Here is a 12,890-nt window from a genome sequence, read left to right as displayed (position 1 = left end):
GGCGAGGGCGCTTTCCATTCCCGATTCACCATTCCCGATTCCCGTACAATCGCGGCATGCCTTTAATCACTCTGCAAAGCGTCGACTACAGCGTCGGCGGCCCCTTGTTGCTGGAAAAAACCGACCTCACGATCGAGCCGGGCGAGCGTATCGCCCTGATCGGCCGCAACGGCGCCGGCAAATCGACCTTGATGAAACTGATTGCCGGCGAGCTCAAGCCCGACGACGGCGAAGTGCGCGTGCAGCAGGGTGTGCGCATCGCGCGGCTGGAGCAGGAGGTGCCGCAGAGCACCGGCGGCAGCGTGTTCGACGTGGTGGCCGACGGTCTGGGCGAGTTGGGCCATTGGTTGGCTGAATTCCACCAGCTCAGTCATGCCGAGGTCTTCGACGCCGACGCCTTCGGCAAGGTGCAGGCCAAGATCGATGCAGCCGACGGCTGGGCGCTGGACCAGCGCGTCACCGAGACGCTGACCAAGCTGGAACTGGATGGCGATGCGGAGTTCGCGCGGCTGTCCGGCGGCATGAAGCGGCGCGTGCTGCTGGCGCGCTCGCTGGTGTCCTCGCCGGATGTGCTGCTGCTGGACGAGCCGACCAACCATCTGGATATCGAAGCCATCGATTGGCTGGAAACCTTCCTGAAGGGCTGGAGCGGCAGCGTGCTGTTCGTCACCCACGACCGCCGCTTCCTGCGAGCGCTGGCCACCCGCATCGTCGAAATCGATCGCGGCCAGGTCACCAGCTGGCCGGGTGACTGGGCCAATTACGAGCGGCGCCGCGAAGAGCGGCTCAACGCACAGGCGCAGGAAAATGCGCGCTTCGACAAGTTGCTGGCGCAGGAAGAGATCTGGATCCGCCAGGGCATCAAGGCGCGTCGCACCCGCGACGAAGGCCGTGTGCGACGCCTGGAATCGATGCGCAACGAGCGCGTGCAGCGCCGCGATCTCACCGGCAATGTGCGCATGGAAGTCTCGCAGGGCGAGTCGTCCGGCAAGAAGGTGATCGAGGCCAAGGAGGTCGGCTTCGCCTTCGGTGCGCGCACCATGGTCAAGGATTTTTCCACCATCATCCAGCGCGGCGACCGCATCGGCCTGATCGGCCCCAACGGCAGCGGCAAGACCACCTTGCTCAAGCTGTTGCTGGGCGATCTGCAGGCGCAGGAAGGCGAGATCCGCATCGGTACCAACCTGCAGATCGCCTATTTCGACCAATACCGCTCGACGCTGCGCGAAGACTGGAGCGCGATCGAGAACGTGGCCGAAGGCCGCGATTTTCTGGAAATCAACGGCAAGCGCAAGCATGTGCATGCCTATCTGCAGGATTTTTTGTTCACCCCCGAACGCGCACGCGCGCCGATCACGCGGCTGTCCGGCGGCGAGCGTAATCGCCTGCTGCTGGCGCGGCTGTTCGCACAGCCGTCCAACCTGCTGGTGATGGACGAACCGACCAACGATCTGGACGTGGAAACGCTCGAATTGCTGGAAGAATTGCTCGGCGACTACAGCGGCACCTTGCTGCTGGTCAGCCATGACCGTGACTTCCTCGACAACGTGGTGACCTCCACATTGGTGATGGAAGGCGATGGCCTGATCGGCGATTACATCGGTGGCTACAGCGATTCGCTGCGGCAGCGGCGCACGCCGGCGACGAGTGCGATGGCGGTCGCCAAGGCGTCTGCTACCGCGGCGCCAGCCACGCCGGTTGCGGCGGCGCCGGTGAATGCCGCACCCAGGCGCAAGCTGGGCTACAAGGAAACGCGCGAGCTGGAGCAGTTGCCGGCCCTGATCGAGACGCTGGAGCAGCAGGTTGCCGCGCTGACCGAGGCGATGAACGACCCGGGGTTCTATCAGCGCGACAGTGCGGCGATGACCGCGCACACCGACGCGTTGAGCCAGGCGCAGGCGCAGCTGGACGCGGCCTATGCGCGCTGGAGCGAGCTGGATAGTTGACCGGCGTGCCGGCGCGCATGACGTGCCGGTACTGATCCACGTACTCGGTGATCGGCGCACCGCGTGATGGGGGCGCGTAATGGGCGACCATTGCGATCGGCCTGAGACGCGGCTGATCGGCTGTAGTGATGTCCCGTGATTCCGGGTGTCATCAGCGCGCCTGCCCGGGCGAGGCGCCTACCCGCAGGCGCTGGCCGGAGCGACGAACGCCGTAAAGGTCAGTGCACGCGCTGCCCAGCGCGTGGCGGCTTCATCGAGGATATCCAGCAACGTGTCGCGGTCGTTCGGTGCGGCATTTGCCAGCGCGTCCGCACCATCGATCAACAGCGCATACCCGCGTGGCGACGGCAGCCATGCCAGGTCCTGCAAGGCATCGCTCAGCGCATCCCAGTTGCGGCCGAAGCTGGCGGGAAAATCCAGCTGGGTCGCCAGGCGCATCAGCAGCATGCGTTTGTCGCTGCAGGTGGCCAGGTCCACGCGCAGGATGCGCAGACCCGCGTCACGGGCCAGTGCGGCCATGGTGTCCAGGTCGTCGGTGTCGGCCTGATACACGCCCGACTGCTGCGGGTCGGACAGGTTCAGCGCGAAATCGCCTGCGCTCATGGTGCCTGCTCCGGTGTCGGGCCCTGGAACGCCTTGAAACTCTGGTAATGGTCGTCGCTGTAGTACCAGGCCTGCGGTGGCGTGCCTCCGGTGACGATGCGGCGCGCACCACGGTCGGCGCTGCCGGGTGTATCGACGGTGTACTCGCGGTAATAGCCCCGTGGGCGCTCCGGCAGGCGATGTTCGCGGTTGCCGAACACCGCGCCATCCTGCGGATACGGAAATGGACCGCCGCGCTGGATCAGCACGATGGTGCCCATCGCTTCGGTGGGCAGGAAGGCGGGCAAGCGCGGCACCTGGCGTGCGACCGCTGCGGTGGCGATGGGTGCGCTGAGTTGCGGGGCAAACTGCGGCTTGGGCGTCTGCAGCGTGCGCATGCCCCACAAGCCGGCAACGAGCAGCACGATGGCGACGATCAGCAAAGCGGGTTTGCGCATGAAGATGATCCGTAAAGCGGGAATGTGTGCGGCAGAGCAAGTATGCCGCCGCGCGACTGTGTCGACTTTGAACGCGGCCGGGCACCTATACGGTTCACGCGCAAGTAACCGGGGCATGGTGCAAGGTGTGCAGCGAACACCGCGCGGCATGCGATGGGATGAAGTTTCCCTGCCAGCACCCTTGGTAAGCGCCGCCGCCGTCCTTACCATCTACCCCGCAACGCCCGGCCTTCGCCGGGCGGCAAGTCCAGGAGACACGCATGGCTTACACCCTTCCGCAGTTGCCTTATGCCTACGACGCGCTGGAGCCGAACATCGATGCGCAGACGATGGAAATCCATCACACCAAGCATCACCAGACCTACATCAACAACGTCAATGCGGCGCTGGAAGGGACCGAGTATGCGGACCTGCCGATCGACGAACTGGTGTCCAAGCTGAAGAGCCTGCCGGAAAACCTGCAGGGCCCGGTGCGCAACAACGGTGGCGGCCACGCCAACCACTCGCTGTTCTGGACCGTGCTGTCGCCCAACGGTGGCGGCGAGCCCAAGGGCGAGGTCGCCAAGGCGATCGACAAGGACATCGGTGGCTTCGAGAAGTTCAAGGAAGCCTTCACCAAGGCCGCCGTCAGCCGCTTTGGCTCGGGTTGGGCGTGGTTGAGCGTGACCCCGGACAAAAAGCTGGTGGTGGAAAGCACCGCCAACCAGGACAGCCCGCTGTTCGAGGGCAACACCCCGATCCTGGGCCTGGACGTGTGGGAACACGCGTACTACCTGAAGTACCAGAACCGTCGCCCGGAATACATCGGCGCGTTCTACAACGCGGTCAACTGGGACGAAGTCGAGCGCCGCTACCACGCCGCGATCGCCTGAGTCTTAAGCTGACGCTGTAACGCAAGAAGGCCGGGAGCGATCCCGGCCTTCTTCGTTGTGCAGTCTATGTCGTAGGAGCGACCTCGGTCGCGATGGGCATTCCCGTGGAAAGCTCCATCGCGCGCAAGCGCGCTCCTAACGCAACCGAAGCGGCGGCGATCAGAACTTGGCGTCGAACTCGCGGGCGTAGCCGGTGTTGACGATGACCTTCTGCAGCGCGTCGCTGATCTTGATGTTGCCGGCGACGATCTGCTGGGTTTCCGGGCCCATGTTGTCCATGCGTGGCGGGGTGGCGCCCTTGTAGTCGCAGACCCGGCCACCGGCTTCGCGCACCAGCAATACGCCGGCCGCGATGTCCCAGGCTTTGACGCCGGCTTCGAAGTAGGCATCGGCACGGCCGCAGGCCACATAGGCCAGGTCCAGCGCCGCCGAACCGGTGCGGCGCACGTCTTCGGCCTGCACCAGCAACGCATCCACGCACTTGAGCTGCGCGCTGGCGCGTGCACGCTCGCGCGGCGGGAAGCCGGTGTGGACCATGGCACCTTCCAGATCCTTGCGCTCGGCGATGCGGATGCGGCGGTCGTTGAGCACCGCGCCGGCGCCACGGCTGGCAGTGAACAGCTCATTGCGCAGCGGGTCGAAGATCACCGCATCGGTGGGTTCGCCATTTTCCACCAGCGCGATCGACACGCAGTAATGCGGAAAGCCGCGCAGGTAATTGCTGGTGCCGTCGAGTGGGTCGATCACCCAGGTGTAGCGGCCACTCTTGCCGCCCTGCACGCCGCCTTCCTCGCCGAACACGGCGTACTCGGGGTAGCCGCGCTTGAGTTCCTTGATGATGACCTTCTCGGCATCGGCATCGACTTCGCTGGCGTAGTCCATGCGGCCTTTCTGCACCACGTTGAGCGCATCGAGCTTGTTGATACCGCGCAACAGCACATTGCCGGCGAGGCGGGCGGCTTTGACCATGACGGTGACGGCGGGTTTCTGCATGGTTAAAGCTCCCGTGAAGGCAGAATGGACGATGACGAAGGTAAAAGAGCGGTCCGGCGCCAAAGCCGGCCGCGCAGTTTACCATCTACGACCGAATCGCTCCCCAATCTCCGTTCATGTCCGTCACTCAGCGCATCCGTTTTGTTCTTGTCGGTACCCAGCATCCAGGCAACATCGGCGCCGCCGCACGTGCGATGAAAACGATGGGTGTGACGCGCCTGGTGCTGGTGGCGCCGGAACGTGCGCTCGACGAAGACGCCTACCGGCGCTCGGCCGGTGCTGAAGACGTGCTGGGTGATGCGCCGATTTTCGCGACCCTGGGCGAGGCAGTGGCCGATTGCACCCTGGTCATCGGCTGCACTGCGCGTGCGCGCCGGGTGGCGCTGGAAGAACTGCTGCCCGACGAAGGCGCGCAGCGCGCCCTGGCCAAGGCCGCCGAGCCGGCCGAAGTGGCGTTCGTGTTCGGCCGCGAGCGTACCGGCCTGACCAACGACGAATTGCAGCTCTGCCATGCCGCCGTGCATATCCCGTCCGACCCGCAGTTCAGTTCGCTCAATCTGGCCGCGGCGGTGCAGGTGCTGGCCTACGAAGTGCGGTTGGCGCAGCTGGCCTCCGGTGAGGCCGAACCGGTCGCTGCGGCCGCTGCCGGCCTGCGCGACGGCCCGGCCAGTCATGCGCAGCTGGAAGGCATGTTCGGCCAGCTGGGCGACACGCTGGACGAGATCGACTTCCACAAGGGGCGTGCGCCGGAGTCGGCGATGCGCAAGCTGCGACGGCTGCTGCTGCGTGCGGAGATGACCGAGCAGGAGGTGCGCCTGATCCGCGGCATCCTGTCGGACGCGCAGCGCATGGCCATGTTGGCAAGGCGCGCCGGAAACTGACGTCTGTCACATCTTTGAAGATTCGGCTAGGCTGTCCGCGGCTCTAGGGGAGTGTCGGTTTTGCGCGGTCTACGATGGTGTCTGAGTGCCTGCTGGCTGATCGCCGGCGCAGGCTTGGCCGTAACCGCTGCAGCAGCGCCTTCCCCGGTCCTGGTGCTAGGGCGGATCAGCGATGATCCGGCCACGCATTACGATCAACTCAAGCCGCTGCTGGACTATGTGGTGCCGCGCATGCGCGAGGTCGGCATCCGCCGCGGCGAGATCCTGATGGCACCGGATGCGCGGCAGATGTCCAGCTATCTGCGGCGCGGCCGGGTCGACTGGGTCAGCGAGACCACCGGTGCGGCAATGTTGCTGGAGCGGCGCGGCAGCGCGCATCCGCTGCTGATGACCGAGCGCGGCGGCGTGCGCGAGTTCCACACGGTGTTCTTCGTGCGCCGCGACAGCCCGATCCAGTCGCTCGGGCAACTGCGTGGGCACACCCTGGCCTTGCAGAACGCCTCGTCCACCAGTGGATATCTGGTGCCGATGCTGGAGCTGAGGCGCAACGGTCTTGCCTGCGATGTGCTGCTGTCGCCGGACGACACCCAGGTGCTGGGCTCGGTCGGCTATCTGATGGTCGGCTCGAAATTGAACATCGCCGCGTTCGTGCACAAGCGGCTGGTCGATGCCGGGGCGTTCAGCAATCTCGATTGGGACGACGAGCGGCATCTGCCCCCGGTATTCCGGCGCGACTTCCGCATCGTCTACCGCAGTGCGCCGGTGCCGCGCGCGGTGGAGATGGTGCGCACCGGCATGGACCCGGCGGTGGAGCGCCGCCTGCGCATCGTGCTATTACAGGCCGCCTCCGACCCGAAGGCCGGGCCGGCACTCAAGCGGTTCTTCGGCACCAGCGCGTTTCATCCTGTGGATGGGCAGAGCCGCCGGCGTCTGGACGCATTGAGCGCGGGCCTGCAACACGTCAGGGATGAGATGGAATGAGTCAGGTGCGCTTTGGGTTGCAGGCACGTTTCCTGTTGGTCATGGCGCTGACCCTGCTGCTGGTCGGCGCGATCCTGGCCTCGCTGCTGCAACGCCAGAGCGCCATGCAGCGCGAGGTGCGGGGCTTGAGCGCGCAGATCCTGCATGAGCTGTTCGACCGCAGCCTGCGCACCCGTGGCGAGACGCTGGCCACCGAGCTGGCCTCCGGCCTGGCCAACCCGCTGTATTACTCCGACCTGGGCGCCGTGGGCGCGCTGGTGCGCAATGCCGCGCGCCAGCAGGTGGTCAGCTACGTGCTGGTGTTCGACCGCCGCGGCCGGCTGGTGCATGACGGCACGCCGACCCTGCAGCGCTACGGCCAGACCATGACCGACCCGCTGGCGGCCAAGGCGGTCAGCGCACGGGCGATGCTGCTGCAGTCCTCGCCCGAGGTGCTGGAGGTCACGGTACCGATCAAGATCGGCGACCAGCGCATCGGCGGGGTGCGCGTGGGCATGTCGCGCGAGCGTGTGCGCAGGATCGAGTCCGGCGCCAACCTGACCCTGGTCGAAAACCTCAATGCAATCGGCAAGCGCGATCTGGGTTGGCTGCTGGTGCTGCTGGCTGCGCTGGTGGGGTTGGGCGTGCTGCTGGCGATCTACGTGCAGCGCACGCTGGTGGCGCCGGTGCGGCTGCTGGCGGCGGCGGCGCGGCAGATCGAGCGCGGCGACTATGCCGTGCAGCTGCCGCCGCACCCGCGCAACGACGAGATCGGCGAGCTGATCTCTGCGTTCGGCCGCATGAGCGAGAGCATTGCCCGGCACGATCGCGAGGTGCGCCACATGGCCTACACCGACGCGCTGACCGGGCTGACCAACCGGCTGGGTTTCCGCGAGGGGCTGGACCATCTGCTCAATACCGCGCGCAGCACCGACAGCAAGCTGGCCTTGCTGTTTGCCGATATCGATGACTTCAAGCGCGTCAACGACACCCTGGGCCACGAGGCCGGCGACGAAGCCTTGCTGCAGTTCGCCAGCCGCATCAGTCGCGCGGTCTGCGCGCTGGGGGGCGACGACGCGATTCTGGCGCGCTTTGGCGGCGACGAGTTCGTGATCCTGCTGCAGAGCGGCGATGTCAGCTTGCTGGCCGCGCAGCTGGCGGACCGCCTGGTGCACGAATTGAGCCGCCCGTTGAACGTGCAGGGGCGCGAAGTGTTCCTGGGCACCTCGATCGGCATCACGCTGTTCCCCGACGATGCCAACGATGCCACCGCGCTGCTCAAGAACGGCGACATTGCGATGTACCAGGCCAAGGTCGCCGGCAAGAATTGCCACCGGTTCTACAGCCGTGCCGCCGACCATGCGGTCGAACGCCGCGTGCATATGGAGCACGAGTTGCGCGGTGCGTGGGAGCGCGACGAGCTGCGCCTGGTCTATCAGCCGATCTACCGCACCAGCGACCGCGTGCTGGTGGGCGTGGAGGTGCTGCTGCGCTGGCAGCATCCGGCGCTGGGCACGATCGCGCCGTCCACCTTCATCGACATCGCCGAGCAGAGCGGGTTGATCGAGGTGATCGGTCCCAAGGTCCTGCGTGCGGCCTGCCTGGAGGCGGCGCAGTGGCCGATGATGGGCGATGGGCTGTTCATTTCGGTCAACGTCTCGCCGCGGCAGTTGCGCAGCGGTGCGCTGATCGACACCGTGGCCGAGTGCCTGGCCGAGTCCGGGTTGCCGGCTGCCCGATTGCATCTGGAGCTCACCGAGACCGCGGTGATCGGCGACGAGATGATGGCGGCCAGCCTGCTCGACCAGCTGCACCGCACCGGCGTGAAAGTGTGGCTGGACGATTTCGGTACCGGTTTCTCCGGCCTGAGCCACCTGCGCCAGGTGCCGGTGGACGGGGTCAAGATCGACAAGAGTTTCATCGCCGACCTGCAGCGCGACCCGGACGATCTGGCGCTGACCACCGCGATCATCAACATGGCCCATTCGCTGGGGATCACCGTGGTGGCCGAAGGCATCGAGCAGGAAGCGCAGTTCAACCTGCTGCGCGAGCGCGGCTGCGACCTGGGGCAGGGCTACTGGTTCAGCCGTCCGCTGAGCCCGGCGGACATGGTCAAGCTGATCGCGGCGGGGTGAGTGCGTGCATACGTCGCTTTAACGTGCCGCACCGCTGTGCGTAGGAGCGCCCTCGGGCGCGATGGAGCACTACCGGTAAGGCTGCATCGCGCCCAAGGGCGCTCCTACAGTGCACGTGAGCGCCGATGGCGGTGACGGTTACAGCGGGCGCTTGCCGGTGTCGCCGGGGATTTCTCGCACCAAGCGCGGGACCAGGTAGCCGGACAGGCGCGTGGCCAGTGCCGCATGCAGGGCGCGTGCGCGGGTGTCGTCGACTTCGAAATGCGCCACGCCGGCCACGCGGTCGAGCTGGTGCAGGTAGTACGGCAGCACACCGGCCGCAAAGCTGCGCTCGCTCAGGGCGGCCAGCGCGTCCACGCTGTCGTTGACCCCGCGCAGCAGCACGGCCTGATTGAGCACCTGCGTGCCAGCGCCGCGCAAGGCATGCACGGCAGCGTCCACCGCGGCGTCGAACTCGTTGGCATGGTTGGCATGGATCACGAACGCCACCGGCCACGGCAGGCTGCGCAGCCAGGCCAGCAGCGCTGCATCCACGCGTTCGGGCAGCACCACCGGCAGGCGGCTGTGGATGCGCAGGCGCTTGAGGTGCGGGATCGCGGCCAGGGCGTCGGTCAGTTCGACCAGCTTGGGCGTGGCCAGCGACAGCGGGTCGCCACCGGAGAGCAGTACTTCGTCGATGCCCGGGTCGGCCGCGATCGCGGCAACGGCCGCGCGCCAGCCGTCGCGGGCGGCGGTTTCGTCTGCATACGGGAAGTGGCGACGGAAGCAGTAGCGACAGTGCACCGCGCAACTGCCGGTGGCGATCAGCAAGGCGCGGCCGCGGTATTTCTGGATCACCCCGGCGGCGGTTTTTGCAGCCGCATCGCCGACCGCATCCAGGCCGAAGCCGGGAACCGGCTGCATCTCCGCGTCCAGCGGCAGCACCTGGCGCAGCAGCGGGTCGTTGAGGTCGCCAGGCCGCATCCGGGCCACGAACGCGTGCGGCACCCGCAGCGGGAACTGCGCCGCCGCTTCATCGCTGATGCCGGCGGCCTGTGCCTCCAGGCCCAGCAGCGCCAGCAGGGCGCGTGGGTCGCGCACGGCGTCGCGCCACTGCTGTTGCCAGCGCGGCGGCTGCAGGATGGGGAGCGGGGACGGCTGCAAGGCGAGGGGGGCTGCGGTTATCATGTGCGGTCACAAAACCAATGCCCGCCGGTGATGGCGGGCGCCCCATTCTAATCCGACCCGCCCCAGAGTGGCGGGTCGTGGTCTTATCGAGGAGCTGCACCATGGCCACTGTTGGCATGAACGATGTCAAGAACGGCATGAAGATCCTGGTCAATAACGAACCGGCGGTCATCACCGAGACCGAGTACGTCAAGCCGGGCAAGGGCCAGGCCTTCACCCGCATGAAGTACCGCTTCATCAAGTCCGGGCGCGTGGTCGAAATGACCATGAAGGCGACCGACGACGTGGAAGTGGCCGACGTGGTCGACACCGACATGCGCTACCTGTACAGCGATGGCGAGTACTGGCACTTCATGGACCCGGAATCCTTCGAGCAGGTGCAGGCGGACAAGGCCGGCATGGGCGGCGCCGAGAAGTGGCTCAAGGGCGAGGAAGACTGCATCGTGACGCTGTGGAACGGCGCGCCGATCTGGGTCCAGCCGCCGAACTTCGTCGAACTCAAGATCACCGAGACCGACCCGGGCGTGCGTGGCGATACCTCCGGCGGCGGCGGCAAGCCGGCCACGCTGGAAACCGGTGCCGTGGTGCGCGTGCCGCTGTTCGTCAACCAGGACGAAGTGATCAAGGTCGACACCCGCTCGGGCGAATACTCCGCGCGCGTCAAGTAACCGCATGCGCGCCGGACACTGGCTGGAGCGAGCGCGACGCGATGCCGGTGTCCCGTGGGTCGTGGGCGGCGTGCTGTGCGCCGCGCTGGCCGCCTGCCCGGCGCTTGCCCACGCGGCCGCCGCAACCTGCGATGCACGCAGCATTGCAGCGGTGGCGCAGGCCGACGTATTCGACGGCGCCGTCGCTACGGCGCCAGACGATCGCGTGGTGGCGCAGACCTGCAAGCTCTGGCCCTACGATGCGACGATCCGGCTGGCGGCCATCGCGTTTGCCGCCGATGCCGCCGCGCCAGGCGAGCGTGAACTGCAATTGCGCGTTGCCCTGCTGGACGCCGCCAGCGGCAAGGTGCTGGCCGGCTATACGCAGGCCCTGGGCGAAGACGCCGCCTTCGAGCTCGATGCCGACAGCCTGCGTCTGGATACCGCGCGCTACGACGTGGCGCCCGGGACGCGCGCGATCGGCGTGGTCGTGCACAGCGTCGCGCGTGGGCCCAGTTGCCCGGATTTCAGCAGCGAGGATGCACTGACCCTGCTGGTCCGCGACGGACGCACGCTGCGCCCGGTGCTGCAACGCGATCTGTCGCTCTGGCAGCGCGTCAAGGGCGAACCCTGCAGTCCGGGGCAGGGCGGGGTGATTACCGAAAGTGCCGAGCTGGCCCTGGCGATGGCACCGCAGTCACACGCCGGCTATGCGGACATCGTCCTGACCGCAAACATCCGCACCCTTGAGAGCGTGACCGGCGGCGGCCCCGATGCCGAACGCACGCGTCGCGCACGGCAGCTGTTGCGCTACGACGGAACACGCTATGTGGCGACCTCCGGCGGCAATGCCAGCTGGCCGTTCGGCAACTAACCTTCTATGGATCCGCTCATGACCAATGCTCCCCCAGAACCGTGCGACCTGCTGATCGAAGCCGGCTACGTGGTGCCGATCGAACCGCATGCGGTGGTCCTCGAAGATCATGCCGTGGCCGTGCGCGGCGGCGTGATCGTGGCGATCCTGCCGACTGCGCAGGCACGCGCGCGCTTTGCGCCGGCCCAGACCGTGTCGCGCCCGGACGCGGCGCTGATGCCGGGCCTGGTCAACGCGCATACGCACAACCCGATGACGCTGCTGCGCGGCGTCGCCGACGACCTGCCGTTGATGGTGTGGCTGCAGCAGCACATCTGGCCGGTGGAAGCGGCGGTGATCGGGCCGGAGTTCGTCGCCGACGGCACCACGCTGGCGATCGCCGAGATGCTGCGCGGCGGCACCACCTGCGTCAACGAAAACTACTTCTTTGCCGATGTGCAGGCAGCGGTCTACAAGCAGCACGGGTTCCGCGCACTGGTCGGTGCGGTGATCATCGATTTCCCCACCGCGTGGGCGTCGTCGGACGATGAGTATTTCGCGCGTGCCGGCGAGTTGCACGACCAGTGGCGCGACGATCCGTTGATCAGCACCGCGTTCGCGCCGCATGCGCCGTACACGGTGAACGATGCCAATTTCGAACGCGTGCGCATGCTGGCCGACCAGCTGGACATGCCGGTGCATCTGCATACGCATGAAACCGCGCAGGAAGTGGCCGACTCGATCACGCAGTACGGGCAGCGCCCGCTGGCGCGCCTGGACCGGCTTGGCCTGGTCAACGACCGCCTGATCGCCGTGCACATGACCCAGCTCACCGATGCCGAAATCCACCTGTGCGCCGAGCGCGGCGTCAGTGTGGTGCATTGCCCGGAATCCAACCTCAAGCTGGCTTCGGGATTTTGCCCGGCCTGCGCGCTGCAGCGTGCAGGCGTGAACCTGGCCATCGGCACCGACGGCTGCGCCAGCAACAACGACCTGGACATGTTCAGCGAGAATCGAACCGCCGCCATCCTCGCCAAGGCGGTGGCCAACGATGCCACCGCCCTGGACGCGGCGACCACGCTGCGCGCGGCCACGCTGGGCGGTGCGCGTGCGTTGGGCTTCGGCGACAGGATCGGCTCGATCGAAGTCGGCAAGCAGGCCGACCTGGTCTGCGTGGATCTTGCCGCACTGGAAACCCAGCCGCTGCATCATGTGTTGTCGCAGCTGATCTACGCGGCCGGCCGGCATCAGGTCACCGATGTGTGGATCGCCGGCAAGCCCAAGCTGGTGCAGCGCGAGCTGATCGACATGGATACCGCGGCCCTCGTCGCCAACGCGCGGCAATGGCGCGACCGCATCCGCACCGTCCGCGCCTGAGCGCGCGTCATCGCATCCC

Annotated in this window: 12 protein-coding genes; 8 read left to right on the top strand and 4 right to left on the bottom strand. The window is 66.9% G+C overall.

Annotation, left to right across the window (positions count from 1 at the left end; genetic code table 11):
- Positions 1 to 56 precede the first annotated feature (56 nt).
- Positions 57 to 1,946 carry an ATP-binding cassette domain-containing protein gene (locus XnspCFBP7698_RS02165; RefSeq protein ID WP_104579639.1) on the top strand — a complete coding sequence of 630 codons (1,890 nt, stop codon included), beginning with the start codon at positions 57 to 59 and terminating at the stop codon, positions 1,944 to 1,946.
- A gap of 177 nt (positions 1,947 to 2,123) precedes the next feature.
- Here XnspCFBP7698_RS02165 and XnspCFBP7698_RS02160 read toward each other — a convergent pair whose 3' ends face one another.
- The gene (locus XnspCFBP7698_RS02160; protein WP_039407647.1) at positions 2,124 to 2,549 is read right to left on the bottom strand and encodes a barstar family protein; all 426 of its coding nucleotides are present in this window, start codon (positions 2,547 to 2,549) and stop codon (positions 2,124 to 2,126) included.
- Positions 2,546 to 2,986: a ribonuclease gene (locus tag XnspCFBP7698_RS02155; RefSeq protein ID WP_104579640.1), complete on the bottom strand. Its 441-nt coding sequence runs from the start codon at positions 2,984 to 2,986 to the stop codon at positions 2,546 to 2,548. Before XnspCFBP7698_RS02155 ends, XnspCFBP7698_RS02160 begins: the two co-directional genes overlap by 4 nt.
- A gap of 260 nt (positions 2,987 to 3,246) precedes the next feature.
- On the opposite strand from XnspCFBP7698_RS02155, the gene XnspCFBP7698_RS02150 reads away from it, so the two are divergent.
- Positions 3,247 to 3,858, top strand: coding sequence for a superoxide dismutase (locus XnspCFBP7698_RS02150; RefSeq protein WP_039407641.1), 612 nt, complete (start codon positions 3,247 to 3,249; stop codon positions 3,856 to 3,858).
- Between the two features lie 159 nt (positions 3,859 to 4,017).
- Here XnspCFBP7698_RS02150 and XnspCFBP7698_RS02145 read toward each other — a convergent pair whose 3' ends face one another.
- Positions 4,018 to 4,851, bottom strand: coding sequence for an inositol monophosphatase family protein (locus XnspCFBP7698_RS02145; RefSeq protein ID WP_005913068.1), 834 nt, complete (start codon positions 4,849 to 4,851; stop codon positions 4,018 to 4,020).
- 116 nt (positions 4,852 to 4,967) lie between these two features.
- On the opposite strand from XnspCFBP7698_RS02145, the gene XnspCFBP7698_RS02140 reads away from it, so the two are divergent.
- The 3 genes from XnspCFBP7698_RS02140 to XnspCFBP7698_RS02130 are packed head-to-tail and all read left to right on the top strand — an operon-like array spanning position 4,968 to position 8,827.
- A complete protein-coding gene (locus tag XnspCFBP7698_RS02140) occupies positions 4,968 to 5,732 on the top strand; it encodes an RNA methyltransferase (RefSeq protein WP_104579641.1) in 765 nt (254 codons plus the stop codon).
- 51 nt (positions 5,733 to 5,783) lie between these two features.
- Positions 5,784 to 6,713, top strand: a complete 930-nt coding sequence (locus XnspCFBP7698_RS02135) for a phosphate/phosphite/phosphonate ABC transporter substrate-binding protein (RefSeq protein WP_166744430.1) — start codon at positions 5,784 to 5,786, stop codon at positions 6,711 to 6,713.
- Positions 6,710 to 8,827 carry an EAL domain-containing protein gene (locus XnspCFBP7698_RS02130; RefSeq protein ID WP_104579642.1) on the top strand — a complete coding sequence of 706 codons (2,118 nt, stop codon included), beginning with the start codon at positions 6,710 to 6,712 and terminating at the stop codon, positions 8,825 to 8,827. Before XnspCFBP7698_RS02135 ends, XnspCFBP7698_RS02130 begins: the two co-directional genes overlap by 4 nt.
- Positions 8,828 to 8,965: 138 nt before the next feature.
- Here the strand turns inward: XnspCFBP7698_RS02130 and epmB are convergent, their stop codons facing one another.
- On the bottom strand, positions 8,966 to 9,994 hold the full coding sequence (gene epmB, locus XnspCFBP7698_RS02125; protein ID WP_104579643.1) for an EF-P beta-lysylation protein EpmB: 1,029 nt from the start codon (positions 9,992 to 9,994) through the stop codon (positions 8,966 to 8,968).
- Between the two features lie 101 nt (positions 9,995 to 10,095).
- Here epmB and efp point away from each other — a divergent pair, with 101 nt between their 5' ends.
- From efp to XnspCFBP7698_RS02110, 3 genes are read left to right on the top strand one after another with little or no spacing between them, the layout of a single operon-like run.
- Positions 10,096 to 10,662, top strand: a complete 567-nt coding sequence (gene efp / locus XnspCFBP7698_RS02120; RefSeq protein WP_039407624.1) for an elongation factor P — start codon at positions 10,096 to 10,098, stop codon at positions 10,660 to 10,662.
- 4 nt (positions 10,663 to 10,666) lie between these two features.
- Positions 10,667 to 11,515, top strand: a complete 849-nt coding sequence (locus XnspCFBP7698_RS02115) for a hypothetical protein (protein WP_233548906.1) — start codon at positions 10,667 to 10,669, stop codon at positions 11,513 to 11,515.
- An 18-nt stretch (positions 11,516 to 11,533) separates the two neighbouring features.
- Positions 11,534 to 12,871 carry a TRZ/ATZ family hydrolase gene (locus tag XnspCFBP7698_RS02110; protein ID WP_047697848.1) on the top strand — a complete coding sequence of 446 codons (1,338 nt, stop codon included), beginning with the start codon at positions 11,534 to 11,536 and terminating at the stop codon, positions 12,869 to 12,871.
- Positions 12,872 to 12,890 lie beyond the last annotated feature (19 nt).

It is taken from the genome of Xanthomonas sp. CFBP 7698 (genome assembly GCF_003600855.1).
Lineage (GTDB): Bacteria > Pseudomonadota > Gammaproteobacteria > Xanthomonadales > Xanthomonadaceae > Xanthomonas > Xanthomonas cannabis.
This window is presented reverse-complemented; position numbering and strand designations above follow the sequence as displayed.

Coding starts and splice junctions, on each gene's coding strand:
- XnspCFBP7698_RS02110 (WP_047697848.1), top strand. CDS start 11,534: ATGACCAATGCTCCCCCAGAACCGTGCGACCTGCTGATCGAAGCCGGC.
- XnspCFBP7698_RS02160 (WP_039407647.1), bottom strand. CDS start 2,549: ATGAGCGCAGGCGATTTCGCGCTGAACCTGTCCGACCCGCAGCAGTCG.
- XnspCFBP7698_RS02145 (WP_005913068.1), bottom strand. CDS start 4,851: ATGCAGAAACCCGCCGTCACCGTCATGGTCAAAGCCGCCCGCCTCGCC.
- XnspCFBP7698_RS02150 (WP_039407641.1), top strand. CDS start 3,247: ATGGCTTACACCCTTCCGCAGTTGCCTTATGCCTACGACGCGCTGGAG.
- epmB (WP_104579643.1), bottom strand. CDS start 9,994: ATGATAACCGCAGCCCCCCTCGCCTTGCAGCCGTCCCCGCTCCCCATC.
- XnspCFBP7698_RS02130 (WP_104579642.1), top strand. CDS start 6,710: ATGAGTCAGGTGCGCTTTGGGTTGCAGGCACGTTTCCTGTTGGTCATG.
- XnspCFBP7698_RS02115 (WP_233548906.1), top strand. CDS start 10,667: ATGCGCGCCGGACACTGGCTGGAGCGAGCGCGACGCGATGCCGGTGTC.
- XnspCFBP7698_RS02165 (WP_104579639.1), top strand. CDS start 57: ATGCCTTTAATCACTCTGCAAAGCGTCGACTACAGCGTCGGCGGCCCC.
- efp (WP_039407624.1), top strand. CDS start 10,096: ATGGCCACTGTTGGCATGAACGATGTCAAGAACGGCATGAAGATCCTG.
- XnspCFBP7698_RS02155 (WP_104579640.1), bottom strand. CDS start 2,986: ATGCGCAAACCCGCTTTGCTGATCGTCGCCATCGTGCTGCTCGTTGCC.
- XnspCFBP7698_RS02140 (WP_104579641.1), top strand. CDS start 4,968: ATGTCCGTCACTCAGCGCATCCGTTTTGTTCTTGTCGGTACCCAGCAT.